The 24,334-nt window shown below is 72.2% G+C and carries 24 protein-coding genes; 8 read left to right on the top strand and 16 right to left on the bottom strand.

Going from position 1 to position 24,334, the window contains the following annotated elements:
• Window positions 1–36 precede the first annotated feature (36 nt).
• The 4 genes from ACIF8S_RS03335 to ACIF8S_RS03320 all read right to left on the bottom strand — a co-directional run bounded on the left by ACIF8S_RS03335 (window position 37) and on the right by ACIF8S_RS03320 (window position 5,152).
• Window positions 37–1,161 (bottom strand): GuaB3 family IMP dehydrogenase-related protein, encoded by a 1,125-nt coding sequence (locus tag ACIF8S_RS03335; protein ID WP_033272416.1) that lies wholly within the window; start codon window positions 1,159–1,161, stop codon window positions 37–39.
• 126 nt (window positions 1,162–1,287) lie between these two features.
• Window positions 1,288–2,790 (bottom strand): IMP dehydrogenase, encoded by a 1,503-nt coding sequence (gene guaB, locus ACIF8S_RS03330; protein WP_024883246.1) that lies wholly within the window; start codon window positions 2,788–2,790, stop codon window positions 1,288–1,290.
• Between the two features lie 174 nt (window positions 2,791–2,964).
• Window positions 2,965–3,552: a sigma-70 family RNA polymerase sigma factor gene (locus ACIF8S_RS03325; protein ID WP_024883245.1), complete on the bottom strand. Its 588-nt coding sequence runs from the start codon at window positions 3,550–3,552 to the stop codon at window positions 2,965–2,967.
• Window positions 3,553–4,540: 988 nt separating this feature from the next.
• The gene (locus ACIF8S_RS03320; protein WP_003948568.1) at window positions 4,541–5,152 is read right to left on the bottom strand and encodes a response regulator transcription factor; all 612 of its coding nucleotides are present in this window, start codon (window positions 5,150–5,152) and stop codon (window positions 4,541–4,543) included.
• A gap of 382 nt (window positions 5,153–5,534) precedes the next feature.
• Here ACIF8S_RS03320 and ACIF8S_RS03315 point away from each other — a divergent pair, with 382 nt between their 5' ends.
• On the top strand, window positions 5,535–5,867 hold the full coding sequence (locus tag ACIF8S_RS03315) for a WhiB family transcriptional regulator (protein ID WP_399997003.1): 333 nt from the start codon (window positions 5,535–5,537) through the stop codon (window positions 5,865–5,867).
• Between the two features lie 64 nt (window positions 5,868–5,931).
• On the opposite strand, the gene ACIF8S_RS03310 is transcribed toward ACIF8S_RS03315, so the two are convergent.
• A complete protein-coding gene (locus tag ACIF8S_RS03310; protein ID WP_399997002.1) occupies window positions 5,932–6,828 on the bottom strand; it encodes a LysR family transcriptional regulator in 897 nt (298 codons plus the stop codon).
• Window positions 6,829–6,920: 92 nt separating this feature from the next.
• Here ACIF8S_RS03310 and ACIF8S_RS03305 point away from each other — a divergent pair, with 92 nt between their 5' ends.
• The 6 genes from ACIF8S_RS03305 to ACIF8S_RS03280 all read left to right on the top strand — a co-directional run bounded on the left by ACIF8S_RS03305 (window position 6,921) and on the right by ACIF8S_RS03280 (window position 11,980).
• Window positions 6,921–7,601: an MOSC domain-containing protein gene (locus ACIF8S_RS03305; RefSeq protein WP_399997001.1), complete on the top strand. Its 681-nt coding sequence runs from the start codon at window positions 6,921–6,923 to the stop codon at window positions 7,599–7,601.
• 163 nt (window positions 7,602–7,764) lie between these two features.
• On the top strand, window positions 7,765–8,538 hold the full coding sequence (locus ACIF8S_RS03300; protein ID WP_349790900.1) for an SDR family oxidoreductase: 774 nt from the start codon (window positions 7,765–7,767) through the stop codon (window positions 8,536–8,538).
• A gap of 88 nt (window positions 8,539–8,626) precedes the next feature.
• Window positions 8,627–9,334, top strand: coding sequence for an ester cyclase (locus tag ACIF8S_RS03295; RefSeq protein ID WP_399997000.1), 708 nt, complete (start codon window positions 8,627–8,629; stop codon window positions 9,332–9,334).
• A 189-nt stretch (window positions 9,335–9,523) separates the two neighbouring features.
• Window positions 9,524–9,952, top strand: coding sequence for a hypothetical protein (locus ACIF8S_RS03290; RefSeq protein ID WP_399996999.1), 429 nt, complete (start codon window positions 9,524–9,526; stop codon window positions 9,950–9,952).
• 252 nt (window positions 9,953–10,204) lie between these two features.
• Complete coding sequence (locus ACIF8S_RS03285) at window positions 10,205–10,687, top strand: DUF3293 domain-containing protein (protein ID WP_399996998.1); 483 nt, start codon at window positions 10,205–10,207, stop codon at window positions 10,685–10,687.
• Between the two features lie 405 nt (window positions 10,688–11,092).
• Window positions 11,093–11,980, top strand: coding sequence for a septum formation family protein (locus tag ACIF8S_RS03280; RefSeq protein WP_399996997.1), 888 nt, complete (start codon window positions 11,093–11,095; stop codon window positions 11,978–11,980).
• A gap of 321 nt (window positions 11,981–12,301) precedes the next feature.
• On the opposite strand, the gene groL is transcribed toward ACIF8S_RS03280, so the two are convergent.
• The 4 genes from groL to ACIF8S_RS03260 form a co-directional block, all read right to left on the bottom strand.
• Entirely contained in the window at window positions 12,302–13,930 is a 1,629-nt protein-coding gene (gene groL, locus ACIF8S_RS03275) for a chaperonin GroEL (protein WP_349790904.1), read from the bottom strand.
• Between the two features lie 160 nt (window positions 13,931–14,090).
• On the bottom strand, window positions 14,091–14,399 hold the full coding sequence (gene groES, locus ACIF8S_RS03270; protein ID WP_006130737.1) for a co-chaperone GroES: 309 nt from the start codon (window positions 14,397–14,399) through the stop codon (window positions 14,091–14,093).
• A 525-nt stretch (window positions 14,400–14,924) separates the two neighbouring features.
• Window positions 14,925–15,716 carry a polysaccharide deacetylase family protein gene (locus ACIF8S_RS03265; protein ID WP_399996995.1) on the bottom strand — a complete coding sequence of 264 codons (792 nt, stop codon included), beginning with the start codon at window positions 15,714–15,716 and terminating at the stop codon, window positions 14,925–14,927.
• Window positions 15,713–16,633 (bottom strand): polysaccharide deacetylase family protein, encoded by a 921-nt coding sequence (locus ACIF8S_RS03260; protein ID WP_399996993.1) that lies wholly within the window; start codon window positions 16,631–16,633, stop codon window positions 15,713–15,715. Before ACIF8S_RS03260 ends, ACIF8S_RS03265 begins: the two co-directional genes overlap by 4 nt.
• Window positions 16,634–16,723: 90 nt before the next feature.
• Between ACIF8S_RS03260 and ACIF8S_RS03255 the strand changes: the two genes are divergently transcribed.
• Complete coding sequence (locus ACIF8S_RS03255; protein ID WP_399996991.1) at window positions 16,724–17,911, top strand: methyltransferase domain-containing protein; 1,188 nt, start codon at window positions 16,724–16,726, stop codon at window positions 17,909–17,911.
• A 441-nt stretch (window positions 17,912–18,352) separates the two neighbouring features.
• On the opposite strand, the gene ACIF8S_RS03250 is transcribed toward ACIF8S_RS03255, so the two are convergent.
• The 7 genes from ACIF8S_RS03250 to tsaB form a co-directional block, all read right to left on the bottom strand.
• Entirely contained in the window at window positions 18,353–19,663 is a 1,311-nt protein-coding gene (locus tag ACIF8S_RS03250) for an RNA polymerase sigma factor (RefSeq protein WP_399996990.1), read from the bottom strand.
• Between the two features lie 59 nt (window positions 19,664–19,722).
• A complete protein-coding gene (locus tag ACIF8S_RS03245; protein ID WP_024883232.1) occupies window positions 19,723–20,079 on the bottom strand; it encodes a YciI family protein in 357 nt (118 codons plus the stop codon).
• A gap of 348 nt (window positions 20,080–20,427) precedes the next feature.
• Window positions 20,428–21,480, bottom strand: a complete 1,053-nt coding sequence (locus ACIF8S_RS03240; RefSeq protein ID WP_399996989.1) for a LacI family DNA-binding transcriptional regulator — start codon at window positions 21,478–21,480, stop codon at window positions 20,428–20,430.
• 172 nt (window positions 21,481–21,652) lie between these two features.
• A complete protein-coding gene (locus ACIF8S_RS03235; RefSeq protein ID WP_399996988.1) occupies window positions 21,653–21,916 on the bottom strand; it encodes a hypothetical protein in 264 nt (87 codons plus the stop codon).
• Window positions 21,913–23,010, bottom strand: a complete 1,098-nt coding sequence (tsaD, locus tag ACIF8S_RS03230) for a tRNA (adenosine(37)-N6)-threonylcarbamoyltransferase complex transferase subunit TsaD (RefSeq protein WP_349790907.1) — start codon at window positions 23,008–23,010, stop codon at window positions 21,913–21,915. The genes ACIF8S_RS03235 and tsaD overlap by 4 nt, the downstream gene beginning before the upstream one ends.
• Window positions 23,003–23,560: a ribosomal protein S18-alanine N-acetyltransferase gene (gene rimI / locus ACIF8S_RS03225; protein WP_399996986.1), complete on the bottom strand. Its 558-nt coding sequence runs from the start codon at window positions 23,558–23,560 to the stop codon at window positions 23,003–23,005. Before rimI ends, tsaD begins: the two co-directional genes overlap by 8 nt.
• Window positions 23,557–24,210 (bottom strand): tRNA (adenosine(37)-N6)-threonylcarbamoyltransferase complex dimerization subunit type 1 TsaB, encoded by a 654-nt coding sequence (gene tsaB, locus ACIF8S_RS03220; RefSeq protein WP_231157288.1) that lies wholly within the window; start codon window positions 24,208–24,210, stop codon window positions 23,557–23,559. The genes rimI and tsaB overlap by 4 nt, the downstream gene beginning before the upstream one ends.
• Window positions 24,211–24,334: the final 124 nt, after the last annotated feature.

The following is a 24,334-nucleotide window of genomic DNA, read 5'->3' as shown; positions in this document are numbered from 1 at the left end:
GCCCCTTCGGGTGCCGTACGAGGCGTCTCGCTGTGGTCAGCGGCGGTGCTGGGAGTCCGCCACCGTCACCTCGACGCGCTGGAACTCCTTCAGCTCGCTGTAGCCCGTGGTGGCCATGGCGCGGCGCAGGGCGCCGAACAGGTTCATCGAGCCGTCGGGGGTGTGGGACGGGCCGGTGAGGATCTCCTCCAGCGTGCCCACCGTGCCGAGGTCCACCTTCTTGCCGCGCGGCAGCTCCTCGTTGACGGCCTCCATGCCCCAGTGGTGGCCCCGGCCCGGCGCGTCGGTGGCGCGGGCCAGCGGGGAGCCCATCATCACGGAGTCCGCGCCGCAGGCGATCGCCTTGGGCAGGTCGCCGGACCAGCCGACGCCGCCGTCCGCGATGACGTGCACGTACCGGCCGCCGGACTCGTCCATGTAGTCGCGGCGGGCCGCGGCCACGTCGGCGACGGCGGTGGCCATCGGGACCTGGATGCCCAGCACGTTGCGCGTGGTGTGCGCGGCGCCGCCGCCGAAGCCGACGAGGACGCCCGCCGCACCGGTGCGCATCAGGTGCAGGGCCGCCGTGTAGGTGGCGCAGCCGCCGACGATCACCGGGACGTCGAGCTCGTAGATGAACTGCTTCAGGTTGAGCGGCTCGTGCGAGCCGGAGACGTGCTCGGCGGAGACCGTGGTGCCGCGGATGACGAAGATGTCCACGCCCGCGTCGACGACGGCCTTGGAGAACTGGGCGGTGCGCTGCGGGGAGAGCGCGGCGGCGGTGACCACGCCGGAGTCGCGCACCTCCTTGATGCGCTGCCCGATCAGCTCCTCCTTGATCGGAGCGGCGTAGATCTCCTGGAGACGGCGGGTGGCCGCCTCGTCGGGCAGGCCGACGATCTCGTCCAGCAGCGGCTGCGGGTCCTCGTGGCGGGTCCACAGGCCCTCGAGGTTCAGCACGCCGAGGCCGCCGAGCTCGCCGATGCGGATCGCGGTGGCCGGTGAGACGACCGAGTCCATGGGAGCGGCCAGGAACGGCAGCTCGAAGCGGTAGGCGTCGATCTGCCAGGCGATCGAGACCTCCTTCGGGTCCCGCGTACGGCGGCTGGGGACGACGGCGATGTCGTCGAAGGCGTACGCCCGGCGGCCGCGCTTGCCGCGCCCGATCTCGATCTCAGTCACGTCTGTGGCCTTTCCCTGATGCGTTGCAGCGCCTTCCAGTATCCCCGACGGCCACGGCGCCCACCGCCCCGGACGTCACGCGAGGGCGGCCCCGGTGGTCCGGAGCCGCCCTCGGGAAGCCCGCCGCTACTGACGGCTGTAGTTCGGTGCCTCGACCGTCATCTGGATGTCGTGCGGGTGGCTCTCCTTGAGCCCCGCGGAGGTGATGCGGACGAAGCGGCCCTTGGACTCCATCTCGTCGATGGTCGCGGCGCCCACGTAGCCCATCGTCTGGCGCAGACCGCCGACGAGCTGGTGCAGCACGTTGGCCAGCGGGCCGCGGTAGGGCACCTGGCCCTCGATGCCCTCGGGCACGAGCTTGTCGTCGGAGGCGACCTCGGCCTGGAAGTAGCGGTCCTTCGAGTACGACCGGCCCTGGCCCCGGGACTGCATGGCGCCCAGCGAGCCCATCCCGCGGTACGACTTGAACTGCTTGCCGTTGATGAACTGCAGCTCGCCGGGGGACTCCTCGCAGCCCGCGAGGAGGCTGCCCAGCATGACGGTGTCGGCGCCGGCGGCGAGCGCCTTGCCGATGTCACCGGAGTACTGCAGGCCACCGTCCCCGATCAGCGGGACGCCCGCCGCGCGAGCCGCCAGGGACGCCTCGTAGATGGCCGTGACCTGCGGAACGCCGATGCCGGCGACGACCCGGGTGGTGCAGATCGAACCGGGGCCGACGCCGACCTTGATGCCGTCGACGCCGGCGTCGATCAGTGCCTGGGCGCCGTCGCGCGTGGCCACGTTGCCGCCGATCACGTCGACGCCGACGCTCGACTTGATCTTCGACATCCAGCTGAGGGCGTTGCTGTTGTGACCGTGCGAGGTGTCGACGACCAGGAAGTCCACACCGGCCTCGGCGAGCGCCTGGGCCCGCTCCAGCGCCTCGGGGCTGGCGCCCACGGCGGCGCCCACGATGAGGCGGCCCTCCGCGTCCTTGGCGGCGTTGGGGTACTGCTCGGCCTTCACGAAGTCCTTGACCGTGATGAGGCCCTTGAGGATGCCCGCGTCGTCGACCAGGGGAAGTTTCTCGATCTTGTGGCGGCGCAGCAGCTCCATCGCCTCGACGCCGGAGATGCCGACGTGCCCGGTGACCAGCGGCATCGGGGTCATGACCTCGCGGACCTGACGGGAGCGGTCCGTCTCGAAGGCCATGTCGCGGTTGGTGACGATGCCGAGCAGCTTCTTGTTGCCGTCGGTGACCGGGACGCCGCTGATGCGGAACTTCGCGCACAGGGCGTCGGCCTCGCCGAGAGTGGCTTCCGGGTGGATGGTGATGGGGTCGGTCACCATGCCGGACTCGGAGCGCTTCACCAGGTCGACCTGGTTGGCCTGGTCCTCGACGGAGAGGTTCCGGTGGAGCACGCCGACGCCGCCCTGACGGGCCATGGCGATCGCCATGCGGGACTCGGTGACCTTGTCCATCGCGGCCGAGAGCAGGGGGATGTTCACCCGGACGTTGCGGGAGATGCGGGACGAGGTGTCAACCGCGTTGGGGAGCACCTCGGATGCGCCCGGCAGCAGCAGCACGTCGTCGTAGGTCAGCCCGAGTGTCGCGAATTTTCCGGGCACTCCGTCGACGTTGGCAGTCATGACACCTTCCCCAAATGGCCTTGATCGGTGCGGATGTCCATGCTAACGGGAAGCGTGGGTGTCTCATTCCACGGTTCCGCACGACTCCCGGCTTCGTATGTTCGTACGGGAACGGATGATCGTCCGTTCATGTGCGTCACGCGCCTACGCGAAGAGACGGCGCCCGGACGGGTGTTACTGCTCCGCCAGGGCTCGCAGCCGGCTCAGCGCACGGTGCTGGGCCACCCGGACCGCGCCGGGTGACATTCCCAACATCTGACCTGTCTCCTCCGCGGTGAGTCCCACGGCGATGCGCAGCAGGATCAGCTCACGCTGGTTCTCGGGGAGGCTGGCCAGCAGTTTCTTGGCCCACTCGGCGTCGCTGCTGAGCAGGGCGCGCTCTTCCGGGCCGAGGGAGTCGTCGGGCCGCTCCGGCATCTCGTCGGACGGCACGGCGGTCGATCCGGGGTGCCGCATCGCGGCACGCTGGAGGTCGGCGACCTTGTGGGAGGCGATGGCGAAGATGAACGCCTCGAAGGGCCGGCCGGTGTCCTTGTAGCGGGGCAGCGCGAGCAGCACCGCCACGCAGACCTCCTGTGCGAGGTCCTCGACGAAGTGCCGGGCGTCGCCCGGCAGCCGCGACAGACGGGTCCGGCAGTAGCGCAGCGCGAGCGGGTGGACGTGGGCGAGCAGGTCGTGCGTGGCCTGCTCGTCTCCGTCGACCGCGCGATGGACGAGCGCACCGATGGCGCCTGGGGCCGTGCCCGCCTCGTCGTCGCGCATCGGTCCATGGTGCCCTGCGGACGTCTGGTCCGCGGCACCGTGTCCCTGGTTGTGCACCGAAGCGTTATGAGCAGGTGCGCCGGAAGTCATCCCTTGCGCCCTCCCCTTCCGCTCGACCGACTCGTCCCCGAGGAACTCCACACCTCAAGGATGCGGCATCCGCCGCGAAACGAGCAGTGGGTCCCTGCCGGCCGCGGCGAACACCACGACCTCGCCGTGCGCGGGCCCACACGGCGAGGCGGTCGCGGGGGTCTCCCGGCCCAGGTCCGGAGGGGTCCCCGGCATCGGGTGGCCGTCCCGCGCCGCCGCGCGGGACGAAAGAATCCGTCACACCAGCGGGGGCGTCCGGTGCACCGCCGTCCGGGACATCTCGTTGTCTCGGCACACCGACACCGCCCGCCGCCCGCACGAGGCCCAAGACCGACGACCCCACCGCCCGCAAGACGCGCAGGACCCACGACCCCACCGCCCCCACGACGCGGGAGACCGGCGACGCGGCCGTTCGTACGGCACGCGGGACCACGCGCGCCGACGCACGCGCGACGACGCGGGAAACCCCGGACCGCGACGTGCACATGACGCGAGAACCCCGGGGCACCGTCACACGCACAGCGAGGGAGACCGCGAACGCCATCCGCCCGGCGAGAAACCTGAACGCCGCCATCCGCGCAGCGAGGGAACCCCCAGGTGCCACCACACGCACGGCGAGGCAAACCCCGGGCGCAACCATCCGCACCGCCAGGAAAACCGGCGCCGGCGTCCGCCACGTCGGACACAGGCATCCGCGCGCCGGCCGTACCCACGGCCGTCGCACCGCCCCGTGCCGCGCACGGATCACCCGCCCGCGCCGTCGCACCCGCGGACCACCCGCGGCACCGCGCCGACGGACCGCGTGCGTGCGCCTCGGCAGGGCTGCCACTGGGCCGCCGTTCGCCGGACCCGGGCTGGGTGCCGTACCGCGCGCCCGTCCGGGTCCGAGGGACGGGGCCTAGCGCACCAGACCCCACCGGAACCCGAGCGCCACCGCGTGCGCCCGGTCCGAGGCACCGAGCTTCTTGAAGAGACGACGCGCGTGCGTCTTCACCGTGTCCTCGGAGAGGAACAGCTCACGGCCGATCTCCGCGTTGGAGCGGCCGTGGCTCATACCTTCGAGGACCTGGATCTCACGCGCGGTGAGCGTGGGCGCCGCGCCCATCTCGGCCGAGCGCAGCCGGCGCGGGGCGAGCCGCCAGGTCGGGTCGGCGAGCGCCTGCGTGACCGTGGCGCGCAGCTCCGCGCGGGAGGCGTCCTTGTGCAGATAACCCCGGGCCCCGGCGGCGACCGCGAGGGCCACGCCGTCCAGGTCCTCGGCGACCGTGAGCATGATGATCCGTGCTCCGGGATCGGCGGAGAGCAGCCGCCGCACTGTCTCGACGCCGCCCAGGCCGGGCATGCGTACGTCCATCAGGATCAGGTCCGAGCGGTCGGCACCCCAGCGGCGGAGGACTTCCTCGCCGTTGGCCGCCGTCGTCACGCGCTCGACACCGGGCACGGTCGCGACCGCGCGGCGGAGCGCCTCTCGGGCAAGCGGGGAGTCGTCGCAGACGAGGACGGAAGTCATGGCCGCCCTCCGCAGCTGATGCGCGTCACCTTGAGCCTCCAGGCTGGTACGAAATCGTCACCTGTGCGGTCGACCGTCTCGGACGCCCGCCCGAGCGCTTGTTCCTTCAACCGCCTCGCACTCTCAACGACGGTCACTCGAAAGAGTTACGGGGCCGTCTGCCATCTTCGGCACTCTACGTGAGGAGGCGTTCACGGTGGAGACATGCGCGACGTACCCCCGAACTTTCATCACAACCCATGCCCCATTTAGACCCTTTTCTTCCCCTTCGACGGTGTCCGGAGCTAGATTCGCAATGAGTCATATTTTCATCTCCTTTGATCGTAGTTGTACGGTCGTGGACACCGGATCCGCCCGAGTAACGGCTACAAGGGGTCACGCAATGGCAGATTTCTCCCGCCTTCCCGGACCGAACGCGGACCTGTGGGACTGGCAGCTCCTGGCTGCCTGCCGCGGGGTGGACAGCTCGCTCTTCTTCCACCCGGAGGGCGAACGCGGCGCCGCGCGCAGTGCACGCGAGAACTCGGCCAAAGAGGTCTGCATGAGGTGCCCCGTGCGCGCCGAGTGCGCCGCCCACGCGCTGGCCGTGCGCGAACCGTACGGCGTGTGGGGCGGCCTGACCGAGGACGAGCGCGAAGAGCTGATGGGACGGGCCCGCAACCGGCTGGTCTCCGCGTCGGGTGCCGCCGGGCACACCACCGCTTCGAACACCTGAAGGAACGTTTCTCCGGAAAGAACCGTCACCAGAACCGGCGGGCACGCGCGCGTGCCCCGAACCCTTACCTGGCGGCCGTCGCCGCCAGCTTCTCCAGCGTCGCGGTGACCGCGGGCACCTGGGCCAGGTCCGGGAGGGTGAGCGCGACGATCTCCCGCCGCACGGCGGGCTCCAGGGCCACGGTGTGCACGCCGCGGGGCCGTACCGACTCGAGCGCGAGCTGGGGCAGGACCGCCACACCCAGACCCGCTCCGACCAGGCCGGCCACCGCCGGGTAGTCGTCGGTGGCGAAGTCGATGCGCGGGGTGAAGCCGGCCGTCTCGCACACCTCGACCAGCTGACCCCGGCAACGCGGGCAGCCCGCGATCCACGGTTCGTCCGCGAGCTCGCCGATCGCGACGGACTGCGCGCGCGCCAGCTTGTGGCGTTCCGGCACCAGTGCCACCAGGCGGTCCGACAGCAGCGGCCGCACCACCAGGTCGTCCCACTCCTCCGCGCCCGGCGCCCCCTCGTACCGGAAGGCGAGTGCCACGTCGCAGTCGCCCTCGCGCAGCAGCTCGACGGAGCGCGGCGGTTCGGCCTCCTCGAGCGAGACCCGCGTGCCGGGGTGCGCGTCGCGCAGGGCGGCGAGCGCGGTCGGCACGAGCGTGGAGCTGCCGCTGGGGAACGACACCAGGCGGACCCGCCCGGCGCGCAGCCCGGCGATGGCCGCGACCTCCTCCTCGGCGGCGGTGAGCCCGGAGAGGATGCCCGCCGCGTGCCGCACCAGCGCCTCACCGGCCTGGGTCAGCCGCATCTCGCGGCCGGAGCGGATGAGCAGCGGCGTGCCGACGGACGCCTCCAGGGCCTTCATCTGCTGGCTGACGGCGGGCTGGGTGCATCCCAGCTCGCGGGCGGCGGCGGAGAAGGAGCCGGTGGAGGCCACGGCGCGCAGCACACGGAGGTGGCGGGCTTCGATCACCCTGCCAGGGTACCCGCAGGGATAAGCCACCCTTTGATCAACAGGGCATTATTGCGTCGACGCTTTGATGCGCATGGCTTACCGTGCAGCGCATGAAGCTTCTCTCTGTGAACCTGGGCCGCCCCGAGGCCGTGCCGTACACGGGCCAGCGCGACGGTCTGACCGGCATCGACAAGCGTCCGGTGGACGGGCCGGTGCGGGTGGCGGCGCCGGGGCCGAAGGGTGTCGGCGGGAGCGGCCTGGCCGGTGACGCGGTCTGCGAGACGCGGCACCACGGCGGGGACGACCAGGCGGTGTACGCGGTGGCCCGCGAGGACCTCGACGAGTGGGAGCGCGCGCTGGGGCGCACGCTGTCCAACGGCTCGTTCGGCGAGAACCTCACGACCGAGGGCATCGACGTGTCCGGCGCCCTGATCGGTGAGCGCTGGGCGGTGGGTCCGGAGGTCGTCCTGGAGGTCACGTCGGGACGCATCCCCTGCCGTACGTTCCAGGGCCACCTGCAGGAGAAAGGCTGGGTCAAGCGGTTCACGGAGCGGGGCGCGCCGGGGGCGTACCTCCGGGTGATCACCCCCGGCGAGGTGCGCGCGGGCGACGCCGTACGGATCGTCCACCGTCCGGACCACGAGGTGACGGTGGCCCTGCAGTTCCGAGCCGTGACCACGGAGCGCGACCTGCTCCCCCAGCTGCTGGCGGCCCACGAGGCGCTGCACCCGGAGGCGCTGGCGACGGCGCGGGCGCACGTGGAGAAGTACGGCGTGACCGCCGAGGTGTGACGGGGCGTCGGACTCCGCAGGGAGCAGCCGGCGGAGCCGCCGCACCCGGAACCGACCGTGACCGGACGCGGAGCGGACGGCGAACGGATGCGGGGCCGACCGCGAACGGATGCGGGGCGGACGCAGAGCGGACGCTGCCGCTCCGGGTAACTAGTCTTGCGCCATGACAACGGCTCTGATTACGGGATCGACGGCTGGGATCGGTGCCGCGTTCGCGCGGCGGCTGGCGGCCGACGGGCACGACCTGGTGCTGGTGGCCAGGAACACCGGCCGGCTGCGGGAACAGGCCACCGAGCTGCACGACCGCCACGGCATCGAGGCGGAGGTGCTGACCGCGGACCTCGCGGAGGACAAGGGCATCGAAGCAGTCGCCCGACGGCTCGGTGACCGTAAGAACCCCGTCGACCTGCTGATCAACAACGCCGGTTTCGGGCACAAGGGCCGCTACCTCGACGTCCCCATGTCCGACGAGCTGATGATGCTGAAGGTGCACTGCGAGGCCGTGCTCCGGCTCACCTCTGCGGCGGTGGAGGCGATGCGGGAGCGCGGGCGGGGCGGTGTCGTGAACGTCGCCTCGACCGCCGCGTTCCTCCCGCGCGGGACGTACGGCGCCTCGAAGGCGTGGGTCGTGCAGTTCACCCAGGGCGCGGCGCAGGACCTGGCCGGTCAGGGCGTACGTCTGATGGCGCTGTGCCCCGGCTTCGTACGGACCGAGTTCCACCAGCGGGCCGGGATGGGCACGGACAACATCCCCGGGTGGATGTGGCTGGACGCGGACAAGGTCGTCGCGGCGGCGCTGGCGGACCTGGCCCGGGGCAAGTCGCTCTCCGTCCCGGACCCGCGGTACAAGGTGCTGCTCGGGGCGTCCAAGCTGGTCCCGCGCGGGATGATGGGCGGAATCTCCTCGCGGACGGGCCGCAAGTACGGGCCCCGCTGACGACGGCGGGACGCGGGCCTCCCCCCGGAGGAAAATGGGGCATGACAGGCCCAGCCAGCCCCGACCGAGGGGGGCCGGAGGTGACGTCATGACCTTTGTACAGCTCATCGACTGCAGGACGAACCGGTTCGAGGAGATGGACCGGCTCCTGGACCAGTGGGTGGAGCAGACCAGGGGGAGGCGGACGGCGACGCACGCGGTGGTCGGCAAGGACCGCACGGACACGTCGCACCTGGTGGAGATCGTGGAGTTCCCGTCGTACGAGGAGGCGGTGCGGAACTCGCGGCTGCCGGAGACGGAGCGGATCTTCCGCGAGATGAGCGCCCTGTGCCTGGGCACACCGACCGTCACCGACCTGGACGTGGTGCGCGACGCGCGGCTGAACGGGGACACGGCACGGCGGTTCTTCGAGGTCGCGACCGCCTCGGACGACCTCTCCCCGCTGACGGGCCTGGTGGAGGAGGACTACCACGACCACGACCCGGCCAACGAGCGGGACCTCCTGGGCCTGGACCAGCTCCGCCGTGAGCTGGACATGTGGCGCGCCGGCTTCGACTTCACGTTCCGCGTCGAGGACCGCATCGCCCAGGCCGACCGCGTGTGCACCCGCTGGAGCTGGGACGGCGTCCACAAGGGCGACTTCCTCGGCCTCCCGGCCACGGGCGACAGGGCCACCATGACCGGCACGACGATCCTCCGCTTCAGCACGGAGGGCAAGATCGCCGAGGGCTGGTGGCAGTACGACCGCCTGGGCCTGATGACGCAGTTGGGGGCGGTGGAACCGGCGGAGCTGTGACGGGGGCCGGCGGACGCCTGTGACGCAGGCGTCGGTGTCGGTGTCGACCTCCAGCAGCGGAAAGCGTCGAACGGATTGTGACGACTGATCCGGGAGATCGTCCCGGCACACCTGCAGAACTGATTGTCACGCGGACGCGTCCGTCCTGGTGATCGTTCATCGATCCATGGCCGACCGGAGGGGACCACAGTGATTGATCACAAGGACTTCATGCACGGCGCCGCGCTGGTGGCGATCGCCGACTCGGAGAAGTTCACCGCGCTCAACCGCGCCAGTGTGAATTACGGCCATTACGTGGTCAACCACGACCGTCACCTGTTCATCAAGTACAGCAGCGGCGAGGGGCCGAGAGACTACCCCTTCACCTTCTCCTGTGAGGACAAGCAGAGGATCACGTCCGAGCCGGCCTCATTGGTGTTCGCCGTTCTCGTCTGCGGCAACGAGGTGGTCACAGGGATCACGCGGGACGAGTTGTCACAGCTCATCCCTCTCACCGCCGCCGCATCCTCGACCGTCAAGGTCGCCGCTCGTCAGGGCAGGCAACTCAAGGTCTCCGGACCCAAGGGCCAGCTCCCGCTGATCTCTCGCGCGTCGTTCCCGGCTCGCATCCTGGCTTAGCAGGGGACCGGGCGCGCCGGACCTTCGCCGTCATCAGCCCGGCGGCCTCCCCGGCCGGCGGGCCGTCGAGCTGATGGAGGCAATCCTGCGCAACGGCGAGGAGCAGCGCTCGGTCCTGTGTGCCTTCACGACCCGCTTGCTCCGGGACCCGGGCCGTGAGATCTTGCGGCCGATGCCTCCATGATCCCGTGGAGACGAGCATCGATCTCCCTGCACGAGATGTAAGGGGGTCTCGTTCCACAGGAGGCCCTTGTGCACACCATCGGTGCATCCGGCACGCCACGTAACTGGGAGCTCTACCGGACGGCGGTCGTCGACGTCCGGTTCGGGGAACGGACCGTCCGGATCGCACCGCGCCCTCGTGGCACGGCCGAGGGATTCTTCCTGGTGCTGGATGACAGGGGCGCCACCGTCCATGTGATCACCGCCTGGAACCCCCGTGGCCGTACCGCGTCGGGCGACGCCAACGCCCGTGCCCATCGCGTTCTGCTCGACGAGGTCCGCCACCGTGGCCTCACCTGGTGGCCCGCGGTGGGAGGCGACCCGAGCGGCACGCACCAGGAGGAGAGCGTCGCCGTCACCGGCCTGACCGATGCGGCGGCGCGTGCCCTGGGACGCCGTTTCGGCCAGGACGCGGTTTTCGCCTGGACTCCCGGCGCGTGGCGGGTTCTGGCATGTGAAAACGGTGCCGTGGCGGTGAGTGGGTGGGCGGCGTCCGTGCGGGCGTCGGCGTAGGCAGGAGTGCGGCGATGGGCATGTACCCCATGCGGACCCCGGATCACTGTCCTCGTTGCGGCAGGCGTCTCACCGATCTCACCGATCCGCCGGCGGAGCGGGTGGCGGTCGACAGCGTCCCGGCCGAGGTGACGTACGCGACGGACCCCGTGTGCGGGGCGCGCTGGCACGTATGGGACCGGACGTCCCCGCTGCGCCACCTGGCCCGACCGCATGTGGACGTCGCGGAAGGGCGAGGGCCGTCCGCCACCGGGAGGAACCGGGTTCGGCGCCTGCGCACCCGTGGGAAGGGCGCTCCTCAAGCGCGCTGACATGCGGCGGTTACAACCTTCCTGGGTCCCCGGGTGTCGCAGACGCTGGGGAGGTGAGGCCTCCCCGCGTATCGCACCGCAGGTTGGAGACACCATGGCCGTCCGTACCCCCCACCGCTCGCCTCGCGGGCTCACCGCCGTCTTCGCGCTGGTCGCGCTCGGGGCCGTCGGCTGTTCGGACGTGTCCGAGGCTGTCGGCAGTGCCAAGGACGGGGCGAAGAAGGCCGCGCGTCAGCGGTCGGTGTTCTCGCTGGACGTCGGGGACTGTTACAACCCGAACGGCAAGGCGGAGGGCGAGGCGTACCTCGTCGAGATCGTGCCCTGCGACGAGGCGCACCAGGGCCAGGTGGTCGGCGAGTTCGCGCTCCAGCAGGCCCGGAAGTACCCCGGCGAGGACGCCGTCACGACGATCGCGGACACCCGCTGCCCGGTCGAGGCGCAGAAGTACGCCCCGGACACCTGGGCGCTGCCCCAGGGCGTCGGCCTGTCCTACTACACCCCGACCGCCGAGAGCTGGGCGACGAACGACCGCCTCGTCAGCTGCACGTACAGCCTCGACAAGGGCACGTTCAAGGGGTCGCTGGACACCGCGAAGACGTTCAACTCCGAGCAGCTCACGTACCTCAAGGGCTCCAACGCGGTGTACGAGGCCCTGTGGGCCAACCAGCCGGAGACGGACGACATCGAGGGTGACCTGGACGCCTACCAGGCACAGGCCAAGGCCGTCGCCGCCGCCCTCGACACCCACGTCAAGGGCCTGAAGGGCGTCAAGGGCGCCCAGGTCGGCTCGCTGCGCGGAACGCTGGCCAAGGCGGCCGGCGAGTGGCGGAAGGCCGCGAATGCCGGCGACCTCGACACGTTCTACGTCGCCTACGACGCCGGGTTCACCCTCATCGACCCGAACAAGTCGGTCGCCGCCCGCAAGGAACTGGGCCTGGCCACCACCGTCCCGGCCGAAGAGGCCGAGGTCTGGGCTCCCTGACCACACGGGTGGCCGGGCGGCGGCCGGGCCTGTCCTGGTCGCCGCCGCCCCCTTGTCGTCGCGGCCGCGGTCAGGTCTGGTCCATCGCCGTCCCCCAGACTCCGTTCCGGCCGCCGTGTGCACAGGCTCCGGACGGGCGTGCTCGGTCCGGGACGGGCGGAGCGTCCGCCGGGACGGGCGGGAGGGTCCGCCGGGACGGCTGCGGGTACGGCGAAGGCCCGGCTCCGCGTCCAGGTGGACGGGGAGCCGGGCCCTCACTCGGTGTCCGGCGGCCTCAGGTCGTCGGTGTGACGCCCGGGTCGTCGGTGCGACCTCAGGTCGTCAGTGGGCGTGGCCGTGGCCGTGGCCACCGGCGGCGGCCGGCTCCTCCTCTTCCTTCTTCTCGACGACCAGGGTCTCGGTCGTCAGGAGGAGGGAGGCGATGGAGGCGGCGTTCTCCAGGGCGGAGCGGGTCACCTTGACCGGGTCGATGACGCCGGCCTTGACCAGGTCGCCGTACTCGCCGGTGGCGGCGTTGTAACCGCTGCCCTTCTCCAGCTCGGCGACCTTGGAGACGATGACGTAGCCCTCGAGGCCGGCGTTCTCGGCGATCCAGCGCAGCGGCTCGACGGCGGCCTTGCGGACCACCGAGACACCGGTGGCCTCGTCGCCGGTCTTGTCGAGGTTGCCCTCGAGGACCTTGACGGCGTGGACCAGCGCGGAGCCACCACCGGAGACGATGCCCTCCTCGACCGCGGCGCGGGTCGCGGAGATGGCGTCCTCCAGACGGTGCTTCTTCTCCTTCAGCTCCACCTCGGTGGCGGCGCCGACCTTGATCACGCACACGCCGCCGGCCAGCTTCGCGAGGCGCTCCTGGAGCTTCTCGCGGTCCCAGTCGGAGTCCGTGGCCTCGATCTCGGCCTTGATCTGGCCGACGCGGCCCTGCACGTCGTCCTTCTTGCCGGCACCGTCGACGATGGTGGTGTCGTCCTTGGTGACGGTGACGCGGCGGGCGGAGCCGAGCACGTCCAGGCCGACCTGGTCGAGCTTGAGGCCGACCTCCTCGGAGACGACCGTGGCGCCGGTGAGGACGGCCATGTCCTGCAGCATCGCCTTGCGGCGGTCACCGAAGCCGGGCGCCTTGACGGCGACGGCGTTGAAGGTGCCGCGGATCTTGTTGACGACGAGGGTGGACAGGGCCTCGCCCTCGACGTCCTCGGCGATGATCAGCAGCGGCTTGGAGGCGTTGGCCTGGATGACCTTCTCCAGCAGCGGCAGCAGGTCCGCGATGGCGGAGATCTTGCCCTGCGTGATCAGGATCTGCGGCTCGTCGAGGACGGCCTCCATGCGCTCCTGGTCCGTCACGAAGTACGGCGACAGGTAGCCCTTGTCGAAGGCCATGCCCTCGGTGAAGTCCAGCTCCAGACCGAAGGTGTTGGACTCCTCGACGGTGATGACACCGTCCTTGCCGACCTTGTCCATCGCCTCGGCGATGAGCTCGCCGACCTGCTGGTCCTGGGCGGACAGCGCGGCGACCGCGGCGATGTCGGACTTCTCGTCGATCGGGCGCGCGGTCGCGAGGAGGTCCTCGGACACGGCGGCGACGGCGGCGTCGATGCCCTTCTTCAGGGCAGCCGGGGAAGCACCGGCGGCGACGTTCTTCAGGCCCTCGCGGACCAGCGCCTGGGCCAGCACGGTGGCGGTGGTGGTGCCGTCACCCGCGATGTCGTTGGTCTTGGTCGCCACCTCCTTCACCAGCTGAGCGCCGAGGTTCTCGTACGGGTCCTCGATCTCCACCTCGCGGGCGATCGTGACACCGTCGTTGGTGATGGTGGGGGCGCCGAACTTCTTGTCGATGACGACGTTGCGGCCCTTGGGGCCGATCGTCACCTTGACCGTGTCGGCAAGCTTGTTGACGCCGCGCTCGAGGGCGCGACGGGCGTCCTCGTCGAACTTCAGGATCTTCGCCATGGCAGCGGGAGCCCTCTCGGAAATCTAGATGAAATCACTGCGCCCCTGGGCCGCCCGGCTCCTTGTCGGATGCTGGGGCCAGGGGCGCAGTGTTCGAGCAGAAGTACTTGCTACGAGGTCGAGTTCTCCGGGGCAGGCCCCGGAGTCCTCCTACTTCTCGTTACTTCTCGACGATCGCGAGGACGTCGCGGGCCGAGAGGACGAGGTACTCCTCGCCGTTGTACTTGACCTCGGTGCCGCCGTACTTGCTGTACAGAACGACGTCGCCGACCTTCACGTCGAGCTCGACGCGCTTGCCGTCCTCGAAGCGGCCCGGACCGATGGCCAGGACGACGCCCTCCTGGGGCTTCTCCTTGGCGGTGTCCGGAATGACCAGGCCCGAAGCCGTGGTCTGCTCGGCGTCGAGCGGCTGGACCACGATGCGGTCCTCGAGCGGCTTGATGGCAACCTTGGAGCTGGCGGTCGTCACGATCCGACCTCCCCCTTCGGAGATCTCACGGGGTTAACTGTCTGAGGTGGCGACCAGGTCGATCCGTCGTCGCGGGTGCCGGACCTGCCCGTCGCGTGTTGGCACTCTCCAGGGGGGAGTGCCAGACCTGAGACTATGACCGCGATTAGCACTCGGTCAAGCGGAGTGCCAATTGCCGTGCGGCGCGTCGGGGGCTGGGGGCGTTTTTCGGCGCGGGGTTGTGGGGTGCCGGTGCTGGTGTGGGCGCCCTCGGGGGCTGCGCCCCCGGGCCCCCTGTCGGCCCTTCGGGCCTCGTCCTCAAGCGCCGGACGGGCTGGATGTGGCCCCGGACGGGCCGGATGTACGGCCGGGCGGGCCGGATGTGGCCCCGGACGGGCCGCATGTACGGCCGGGCGGGCCCGATGTGGCCTCGGGCGGGTTGGATGTAGCGCCTGACTGGCTGAAAGTGGCGCCGGACGGGCCGGAGAGGGCCTCTGGCGGGCCGGAGGGGTCACCGGACGGGCTGGATGTGCCCCCTGACGGACCCTAGGGCACCTCTGGCGGGCCGGAGGGGGCGCCGGGCAGGCCGGATGCGGCCGGGCCGGGAGGGGCCGGGCCGGCGTGGCGGCCTACGTGGTCCTCGAGTCTGCCCACCTTCAGGTTCCGCTCGTCCAGTTCCCTCAGGAGCCGTGTCGTGCGTTCCGCGAGGGACAGGGGCGGGGCCTCGCCCGACGGTACGGAGACGATGTCGCCGGAGCGCAGCCGGTGGGGGCCGTGGGCGTACGTGAGGTGGCCGTCCGGTTCCAGGGTCACGCGCCACAGCACCACCGCCGCGATACCGCAGTCGGCGGCGGCACGCAGCGTGGTGGTGTCGTACGTGCCGTACGGCGGGCGGAAGAGGCGGGGGCGGATGCCGAAGCGGGCCGCCAGCTTGCGCTGCTGGCCGCAGATCTGGGCGCGTTGCCCCGCGTAGGGCAGGCCGGGCAGGGCGGGGTGGTCCAGGGTGTGGTTCTGCAGGTTCGCGCCGACCGCGCGCAGGCGGGCGAAGTGGCCGTAGCCGGGGCCCATCACGCTGTCGGTGAGGAACATGCTGACGGGCAGCCTGCGCTCGCGCACCAGGTCGATGAAGCGGGGGTCGCGTTCGGCGCCGTCGTCGTAGGTGAGGAAGACGGAGCCGTCGTCGGTCGTGACGTGGTCGACGACCGGCGGGAGCGGGGCGGCGGGGGCCGTCGGCGCGGCCCGGGGGGACACGTGTCCCGCGCCGTCGGGCGCGGCGCACCCGGCGACGAGCAGGGCGAGGGCCGCGGGGAGGAGCCACGGAGCCCCGCGCCACCTCACAGGTAGTCCTCCAGCCTGCCCACGGCGTACCCCTCGGCCGTGACCTTGTCGAGGAAGCGGCGGATCATGTCCGGCATGGTGCCCTTCCAGTCGTCACGGCCCCGGAAGTGGGAGAGCACGATGTCACCGGGGTGGATCTTCCGGTCCCACTCGCGGTACTCCCAGTGGTCGACGAAGACCTCCTCGTTCCACAGCGGGACGTGGGTGATCCCGCAGCTCTTGGCGGCCCGCAGGGTGTTCTTGTCGTAGTTGCCGTAGGGCGGGCGGAAGAGGACCGGGCGGGTGCCGTACTGCTCCTCGACGACGTCCTGCATGCCGCAGATCTCCCGCTTCTGCTTGGCGCGGGAGAGCGCCGGCAGGTAGGGGTGGTGGAGCGTGTGGTTGTGCAGGCTCACGCCCCGCTTCTGCATGTCCTTGAAGTAGCCGTAGTCGTCGTTGACGACGTAGTCGCTGAGGAAGGCGCTGTACGGCACCTTCAGCTCGCTCATCATCCGCAGGAACTCGGGGTCCTTCTCGGCGCCGTCGTCGATGGTCAGGAAGACGACCTTCTCCTCGACGGGGACGGTGGTGAACACCGGCGGGAGCTCCAGCCGTTCGTGACCGTCGACCTCGAACCCCTCGCGGGTGGTGATCCTCGGCTTCTTCGCCGGGGGCGGCGGCGCGGCCAGCGGGACCTTCTTCAGGCCCCAGCGCTTGGCGGCGGCGGCCCGCGCGGCCTGTGCGGCGCTCAGCTTGCCCGCGTAGGAGTCGAGTGCGCGGGCCGGGGGCGCCTGGAGGGGCTGCTGGCCGCCGGCCGGTTCGACCGGCTCGCGGTCCCGGCCGCAGCCCGAGGCGAGGGCGGCGAGAGCGAGGACCGCGAGGCCGGTCCGTACACCCACCCGCGTCCACTTCTTATCGTTTTGTCCTACTACTCGCATGGGCCCGGATCCTCGCAGCCGGCCGGGCCGCGCCCGGCCCGACACCGCGGCCGGAGGCACACGGTCCACCGACTGGCCCACAATGACCCGGTGAACGACCTCGCCCCGCTCCTCACCCCCGAAGGCCGCGCCCTCCTCGACGAGGTGCGCGACACCGACCCCGCCCGCGAACTCGCCGTCGCGACCCGGCTGCGCCGCGAGCATCCCGCCGAGCTGGTGTCGGCGGCGCTCGGCCAGGCGCGGCTGCGGCAGCGGGCGGCGGCGAAGTTCGGGGCGGCGGACGCGGCGCGGATGTTCTTCACCCCGAACGGGGTCGAGCAGTCGACCCGCCGCAGCGTCGCCGAGTACCGGGCGGAGTGCCTGCGGGCGGCCGGGGTGCGGTCCGTCGCCGACCTGTGCTGCGGGATCGGCGGGGACGCGATCGCCGTCGCCCGTGCCGGCATCCGGGTGCTGGCCGTCGACCGGGACCCGCAGACCTGTCAGGCCGCCCGCGCCAACGCCGACGCGCTCGGGCTCGCCGGCCTGATCGAGGTGCGCGAGGCGGACGTGACGGAGGTGGACACCGCCGGGTACGACGCCGTGTTCGTCGACCCGGCCCGGCGCTCCTCCAAGCGCGGCCGGATCTTCGACCCGGAGGCCTACTCCCCGCCCCTGTCCTGGGCGGTGTCCGCCGCGCTGAAGGCCCCGCTCGGCCTGCTGAAGATCGCCCCCGGCATCCCGCACGAGGCGATCCCCGCCGAGGCGACGGCCGAGTGGGTCTCGGACGGCGGGGACGTGAAGGAGGCCATGCTGTGGTTCGGCTCCGGGGTGACGCCGGGGGCGCGGCGGGCGACCCTGCTGCCCGCCGCGGCCGGGATCCACGCCACCCCCGCCACCCTGCTCCCGGACCCCGGGGTCCGGCCGGTCGGGCGGTACCTGTACGAGCCCGACGGCGCCGTCATCCGCGCCCATCTGGTCGCCCAGGTGGCCGAGGAGGTCGGGGGCGGGCTGATCGACCCGACCATCGCCTACGTCACCGCCGACGACCTGCACGGCACCCCGTACGCCACCGCCTACGAGATCACCGACCAGCTGCCCTTCAACGTGAAGAAGCTGAAGGCGCTGCTGCGGGAGCGGGAGGTGGGTGTCCTCACTGTCAAGAAGCGCGGCTCGGCCGTCGAGCCGGAGGAACTGCGCCGCAAGGCCCTGCCGAAGCCGCACGGCTCCGCGTCGGTCACGGTCTTCCTGACCCGTGTCGCCGGCGCACCGACGATGCTGCTGGGCCACCCGGCCCGCTGACCTGCCGGCGGGCGGCGGCTTCCGCACCCGTGCGCCCGGTCCGTCGCCGCCCGCCGCCCACGGCAGCGGCACCTCCGGGCGCCGCACGGCCACGCCCGTCCGCCCGCCCGTCGAAGCGGACGCCCCGTGCGCGGGGGGCGAACGTCCCGCAGGGATGCGGATGCCCCGTGCGCGGGGAGCGAACGTCCCGCAGGGATGCGGACGCCCCGCACACCGGACCAGTCGCCGCCCACCGCCCACCGCCGCCCCGCGGTCCAGCCCCCGGCACACCGGACCGGCCTTCAAGCCCGCCCCGCGGCGCACCGGACCGGCCTTCGAGCCCGCCCTGCGGCTCACCGCCCCGCACTGATGGCCCGCCGCCTCTGCCCGCATCCCCGCTCCACGCACCGATCCCGCACGCCGGGTGCCGCCCGACAGCTCCGGGGGCACCCGGCGCACCGGTCACCCCCCAAGACCCTCCGCACGCCGCAGCAGCAGCTCTTGCTCCTTCGTGTTGCCCGTCAGCCGGGCCGCCCGCAGGAACTCCTCGCGGGCCTCGTCCGTGCGGCCGAGGCGGGCCAGGAGGTCGCCGCGGACGCTCGGCAGCAGGTGGTAGTCGCGCAGCGCCGGCACCTCGGTGAGCGCGTCCACCAGCGGCAGCGCCGCCTCCGGCCCCTCCGCCATGGAGACGGCGACCGCGCGGTTGAGCTCGACCACCGGGGAGGGTGTGCGGGTGGCGAGCAGGCCGTAGAGGGCGGCGATGCGCGGCCAGTCGGTCTCCTCGTAGCGGTAGGCGTGCGCGTGGCAGGCGGCGATGGCCGCCTGGAGGGCGTACGGGCCCGGGGGGCCGGAGGCCACGGCGTCGGCGCGGGCCAACGCGGCCACCCCTCGGCCGATGAGCAGGCGGTTCCAGCGGGCGCGGTTCTGGTCCTTGAGCAGCACCGGTGCGCCGTCGGGGCCGGTGCGGGCGGCGGTCCGGGACGCCTGGAGCTCCAGCAGCGCGGTCAGCCCGTGCACCTCGGGCTCCTTCGGCATCAGCCCGGACAGCACGCGGGCCAGCCGCAGCGCGTCCTCGCACAGGGCGGGACGCAGCCAGTCGTCGCCGGCCGTGGCGGCGTACCCCTCGTTGAAGATCAGGTAGATGACGTCGAGGACCGAACCGAGCCGCGCCTCGCGGTCGGGCCCGTACGGTACCTCGAAGGCGACGTTCTTCCTGGCCAGGGTGCGCTTGGCGCGCACGACGCGCTGCGCCACGGTCGCCTCGGGCACGAGGAAGGCGCGGCCGATCTCGGCCGTGGTCAGGCCGCCGAGCAGCCGCAGGGTGAGGGCGGTGCGCGCCTCGGCGGAGAGCGCCGGGTGGCAGGCGGTGAAGACGAGCCGCAGCAGGTCGTCGTCGATGTCGTCCGGGTCGGCGGGCACCTCCGGCGGGGCCGTCACCGTGGCCGCGTCCCGGCCGATCTCGGCCAGCTTGCGGGCGTAGGTCTCGCGGCGGCGGACCAGGTCGACGGCGCGGTTGCGGGCGGTGGTCATGAGCCAGGCGCCCGGGTTGTCGGGGATCCCGTCCCGCGGCCACCGCTCCAGGGCCGCGACCAGGGCGTCCTGGGCGAGTTCCTCGGCGATGCCGACGTCCCGGACGATCCGGGTGACCCCGGCGATCACCCGGGGGAACTCCATGCGGAACACGGTCTCGACGGTCCCGGCCGCTTCCTCCGGCCGGCCCGTCCCCTCCGGTCCGCCCGTCCCGTCCGGTCCGGCGGTGGGCTGTGGTGTCACAGCCCACCATCAGACACCCGTACGGCGGTGAGGCCAAGCGGGTCCGGCGGACCGGGGCGTCAGCCCTCCTCGATCTCCCGGACCTCGCAGGTCACCGTCCAGTGCGGCTCGTGCACCTTCAGGAACCGCTTGGTCCACTCGATCGCCTCGGCACGGTCCTTGGCCTGGAGGAGGGCGTACCCGCCGATGACCTCCTTGGTCTCGGTGAACGGCCCGTCGGTCACGGACAGCCGGCCACCCTCGTAGTGCACCCGGGTGCCCTGGGCGGTCGGGGTCAGCCCGGCAGTGTCGAGCAGCACTCCGTTCTTGGTCATCTCCTCGATCAGCTCGCCCATGCGCTGCATCAGCTCGGGGCTGGGGCCGCCCTCGGGGGAGTTGTTCTCGTCGATCCGGATGAGGGAGAGATAGCGGGGCATGGTGGCTCCTCGTGGTGGGCGGGCCGGGTCCTTCCCGGCCTCTCACCCCTGCGTCGAACGGCGGGGACGGGAATCGACACCGGCACGGAGATTTTTTCTCCGGTGCGCGGTCCGCGCACGTCGCCTCACGTCGGCGAGGCCCGGAACCTGCCCGCCTCCGGCTCGTCGGCCACGACCCGGTCGGGGTCCGACGGGGCGGGCAGCACCCGCACGGGTCACCGTGTGACGCGGTCGGTGGTCAGGCCCCGCAGGCAGCGGGCGAGGCGGGTCCGGTGCGCCCGGCGAGCCCGGGCCGGTGTCGGTGGTGAGGCCGGCGGCGGCGGCCGCCGGACCGAGCCCCGACCCGGGTCAGGCCCTCGCGGGCGGGGCCGTGCTGCTGCGCACCACCAGGCTGGTCGCCAGCTCCACCCGGGTCGCCGTGGAGCTGTCCTCGCCCTTGCCGAGGTCGAGGACCAGCCTGGCCGCCGCCTCCGCCATCTCCGTCAGCGGCTGCCGTACGGTCGTCAGCGGCGGCCCCACCCAGCGGGCCACCGGCAGGTCGTCGAACCCGACCACGCTCAGGTCCTCCGGGATCCGCAGCCCCAGCTCGCGCGCCGCCTCGTACAGCCCGAGCGCCTGGAGGTCGTTGCCGGCGAAGACCGCGGTGGGCCGGTCCTCGCGGCGCAGCAGGGCGAGACCCAGCTGGTAGCCGGCGTCGTGATGGAAGTCGCCGGTCACGATCAGCTCCGGGTCGACCGGCAGTCCGGCGGTGTCCAGGGCGGCCCGGTACCCGTCGACGCGGGCCCGGCTGCACATCATCCGTGAGGGACCGCTTATCGCCCCGATGCGGGTGTGGCCGAGCTCGACCAGATGCCGGGTGGCCGCGAGGCCGCCCTGCCAGTTGGTCGCGCCGATGGAGGGCACGTCGGTGCCCGGGTCGCCGGCCGGGTCCATGACCACGAAGGGGATGGAACGGCTGGTGAGGAGCGCCCGGCCGGACTCGTCGAGGCCGGACAGCACGAGGATCACACCGTGCGGACGGCGGGCGGCCACCTGGTCGGCCCAGGTGCGGCCGGGGGTGAGCCGGCCGGCGCTCTCGGAGAGCACGACGCTCAGCCCGGCGTCCCGTGCGACGTTCTCCACGCCCCGGATGACCTCCATCGCCCAGGCGCTCTCCAGCTCGTGGAAGACCAGGTCGATCAGGGGCGACCGGGTCGCCTCGGCGCGACGGCGCCGGTAGCCGTGGGTGCGCAGCAGCTCCTCGACCCGGGAGCGGGTGCCGGGGGCGACGTCGGCACGGCCGTTGAGCACCTTCGAAACAGTCGGCGCGGAGACACCCGCCTCGCGGGCGATCTCGGCGAGCGTCGCGGTCTGCGAGCTGCGCCCGTTGGTCCGGGTCTCAGCGGGCTGCGGAGAAGTCATGGCGGCGATCGTATCTCCGCGAGGCCCGACGGCGAAGACCTGCGACCACTCGGAACATTCGAAATGCAGGACGAAACATTCGCGTCCTCACGGGCGCCTCACACCTCGCCGCCCGGCCCGTCGCCCGGCCCTTCGCTCGGCCCGTCACCCCGCCCGTTGCCCCGCCCGCCGCTCAGACGCTTCCCAGCGACTCGAACCGCCACCGGTGGACCGCCCGCGTGACCAGGGTGCTCTCCGGCTCCGGGAGCTCCGGGAGCTCCGCGTCGTACGGGGCCTTCCACCAGGTGATGACGAGGACGCGGTCCTGCGGGGCGCGGAAGGTCTCGCGGCGCACCGGGTGCCGGGGCAGTTCCCGGGCCCGCTCCTCGGCCCAGGCGAGCAGGTCCGCGCCCCGGCCGGGCACCGCGCGGGCCTCCCACATCAGCGCGACCGTCATGAGTACAGGTTCTTCCCCGAGGTCTCGTGGACGTGGTCGTGGGAGGGGGCGGTGCCCGGCACGTGCGGGTCGGTCACCGGGAGGGAGGAGTCCGCCGAGAGGTCCCAGTCGGAGGGCCGGCGGTTGCGCGCGACCATCTCCGCGCCGAGGGCCGCCACCATCGCGCCGTTGTCCGTGCACAGCTTGGGGCGCGGCACCCGCAGCCGGATGCCGGCCGCCTCGCAGCGTTCCTGGGCCAGCGCCCGCAGACGGGAGTTGGCGGCCACGCCGCCGCCGATCATCAGGTGGTCGACGCCCTCGTCCTTGCAGGCCCGCACGGCCTTGCGGGTGAGCACGTCCACGACCGCCTCCTGGAAGGACGCCGACACGTCACGCACCGGCACCTCCTCGCCCGCCGCACGCTTCGCCTCGATCCAGCGGGCCACGGCCGTCTTCAGACCGGAGAAGGAGAAGTCGTACGCCGGGTCGCGGGGGCCGGTGAGGCCGCGCGGGAACGCGATCGCGGCCGGGTCGCCCTCGCGGGCGTACCGGTCGATGACCGGGCCGCCGGGGAAGCCGAGGTTCAGCACCCGGGCGATCTTGTCGAAGGCCTCACCCGCCGCGTCGTCGATGGTCGCGCCGAGCGGCCGCACGTCGGAGGTGATGTCCTCGGACAGCAGCAGCGAGGAGTGACCGCCGGACACCAGCAGCGCCATCGTCGGCTCGGGCAGCGGCCCGTGCTCCAGCTGGTCGACGCAGATGTGCGAGGCGAGGTGGTTGACCCCGTAGAGCGGCTTGCCGAGGGCGTAGGCGTACGCCTTCGCCGCCGAGACACCGACCAGCAGCGCGCCGGCCAGACCCGGTCCCGCGGTGACGGCGATGCCGTCGAGGTCGCGGGCGCTCACCCCGGCCTCCTTCAGCGCGCGGTCGATGGTGGGGACCATCGCCTCCAGGTGGGCACGGCTCGCCACCTCCGGGACGACGCCGCCGAAGCGTGCGTGCTCGTCGACGCTGGAGGCGACGGCGTCCGCCAGCAGGGTGGTCCCGCGGACGACGCCGACGCCGGTCTCGTCGCAGGAGGTCTCGATCCCCAGTACCAGGGGTTCGTCAGCCATGGATCTCGGTTCCTTGTACGCCGTTCACGGAATGGTCCGGGGTCACGGAGGCGGACGGGTCGGTCAAGCGCATGACCAGCGCGTCCACGCTGCCCGGCTGGTAGTAGCCGCGCCGGACTCCGATGACCTCGAAGCCGAAGCGTTCGTAGAGTTTCTGGGCGCGGACGTTGTCGACGCGGCACTCGAGCATCACCTCGGCGCACTCGAACTCCGTCGCCGCGCGCAGCAGCTCGGTCAGCAGCCGCGAGCCGAGCCCGGTGCCCCAGTGGTCGCGGGTGACCGCGATGGTCTGGACGTCGGCGGCCGGGGCGTCACCGGCGTCGCCCTCCGCGCCGGAGGTGGTGAGGCCGGCGTAGCCGACGATCCGGTCGCCCTCCTCGGCGACGACGTAGCGCCGGGTCGCCCCGGGCCCGCGGGCGTGGGCCAGCTCGGACCAGAACATCCCGCGCGACCAGGCGTCCTCGGGGAAGAGGTCCCGCTCCAGCTCCAGCACGGAGTCGATGTCCCACCAGCGCATCTCGCGCAGCACGACCGTCTCGGTTCCCGTCACTTGGGGGTGACCACCTTGTAGTTCTTGGGGACCTGGGCATCGGGCCGCCGCAGGTACAGCGGCCGGGGCGCGGGCAGCTCCTCGCCCGCCGCCAGCCGCTCCGCGGCCAGCCGGGCCAGGGCGGCGGCGCTGACGTGCTCCGGCTCGTGCGCCTGCGGGAAGGTGTCCGGGTACAGCAGCGCGCCGGCGCCCACCGCGGGCAGCCCCGCGACCTGGCCGGCGATGTCGGCGGGCCGGTCCACGGCCGGGTCGGTGAGGCGGGTACGGGAGTCGGCGTACCGCGCCCAGTAGACCTCCTTGCGCCGGGCGTCGGTCGCCACGACGAAGGGGCCCTCCAGGTCGGCCGCGTAGGCCAGGCCGTCCAGCGTGCACACACCGTGTACGGGCACGCCGAGGGCGAGTCCGAAGGTGTCGGCGGTCATCAGGCCGACCCGCAGGCCGGTGTAGGGGCCGGGACCGGTGCCGGCCACGATGCCGGTGACGGCGTCGAGCCGCAGACCGGCCTCGGCGAGCACCCGGTCGACGGCCGGGAGCAGCAGTTCACCGTGGCGGCGGGCGTCCACCTGGCTCGACGAGGCGATGACGTCGTCGCCGTCGTGCAGTGCGACGGTGACGGCGGGGGTGGCGGTATCCAGAGCGAGCAAGAGCACGCAAACAGCCTACGGCTCCCGCGCCCCGGCCACGGCCGCACCGGCCGGACGGTCACGGACTGCTACGGTCGCGTCACGTCCGTACAGGACGGGGCAGAGCGGGACACACCGGGACAGGGGTGAC

Source organism: Streptomyces sp. NPDC085937, assembly GCF_044540535.1.
Lineage (GTDB): Bacteria > Actinomycetota > Actinomycetes > Streptomycetales > Streptomycetaceae > Streptomyces.
Note: the sequence above shows the minus strand (reverse complement) of the source record. Positions and strands in the feature narration are given on the sequence as shown.

Coding starts and splice junctions, on each gene's coding strand:
- guaB (WP_024883246.1), bottom strand. CDS start 2,790: ATGACTGCCAACGTCGACGGAGTGCCCGGAAAATTCGCGACACTCGGG.
- ACIF8S_RS03320 (WP_003948568.1), bottom strand. CDS start 5,152: ATGACTTCCGTCCTCGTCTGCGACGACTCCCCGCTTGCCCGAGAGGCG.
- ACIF8S_RS03295 (WP_399997000.1), top strand. CDS start 8,627: ATGACCTTTGTACAGCTCATCGACTGCAGGACGAACCGGTTCGAGGAG.
- ACIF8S_RS03325 (WP_024883245.1), bottom strand. CDS start 3,552: ATGCGCGACGACGAGGCGGGCACGGCCCCAGGCGCCATCGGTGCGCTC.
- ACIF8S_RS03245 (WP_024883232.1), bottom strand. CDS start 20,079: ATGCCCCGCTATCTCTCCCTCATCCGGATCGACGAGAACAACTCCCCC.
- ACIF8S_RS03235 (WP_399996988.1), bottom strand. CDS start 21,916: ATGACGGTCGCGCTGATGTGGGAGGCCCGCGCGGTGCCCGGCCGGGGC.
- ACIF8S_RS03315 (WP_399997003.1), top strand. CDS start 5,535: ATGGCAGATTTCTCCCGCCTTCCCGGACCGAACGCGGACCTGTGGGAC.
- ACIF8S_RS03300 (WP_349790900.1), top strand. CDS start 7,765: ATGACAACGGCTCTGATTACGGGATCGACGGCTGGGATCGGTGCCGCG.
- tsaD (WP_349790907.1), bottom strand. CDS start 23,010: ATGGCTGACGAACCCCTGGTACTGGGGATCGAGACCTCCTGCGACGAG.
- ACIF8S_RS03240 (WP_399996989.1), bottom strand. CDS start 21,480: ATGACTTCTCCGCAGCCCGCTGAGACCCGGACCAACGGGCGCAGCTCG.
- ACIF8S_RS03305 (WP_399997001.1), top strand. CDS start 6,921: ATGAAGCTTCTCTCTGTGAACCTGGGCCGCCCCGAGGCCGTGCCGTAC.
- groL (WP_349790904.1), bottom strand. CDS start 13,930: ATGGCGAAGATCCTGAAGTTCGACGAGGACGCCCGTCGCGCCCTCGAG.
- ACIF8S_RS03260 (WP_399996993.1), bottom strand. CDS start 16,633: ATGCGAGTAGTAGGACAAAACGATAAGAAGTGGACGCGGGTGGGTGTA.
- ACIF8S_RS03280 (WP_399996997.1), top strand. CDS start 11,093: ATGGCCGTCCGTACCCCCCACCGCTCGCCTCGCGGGCTCACCGCCGTC.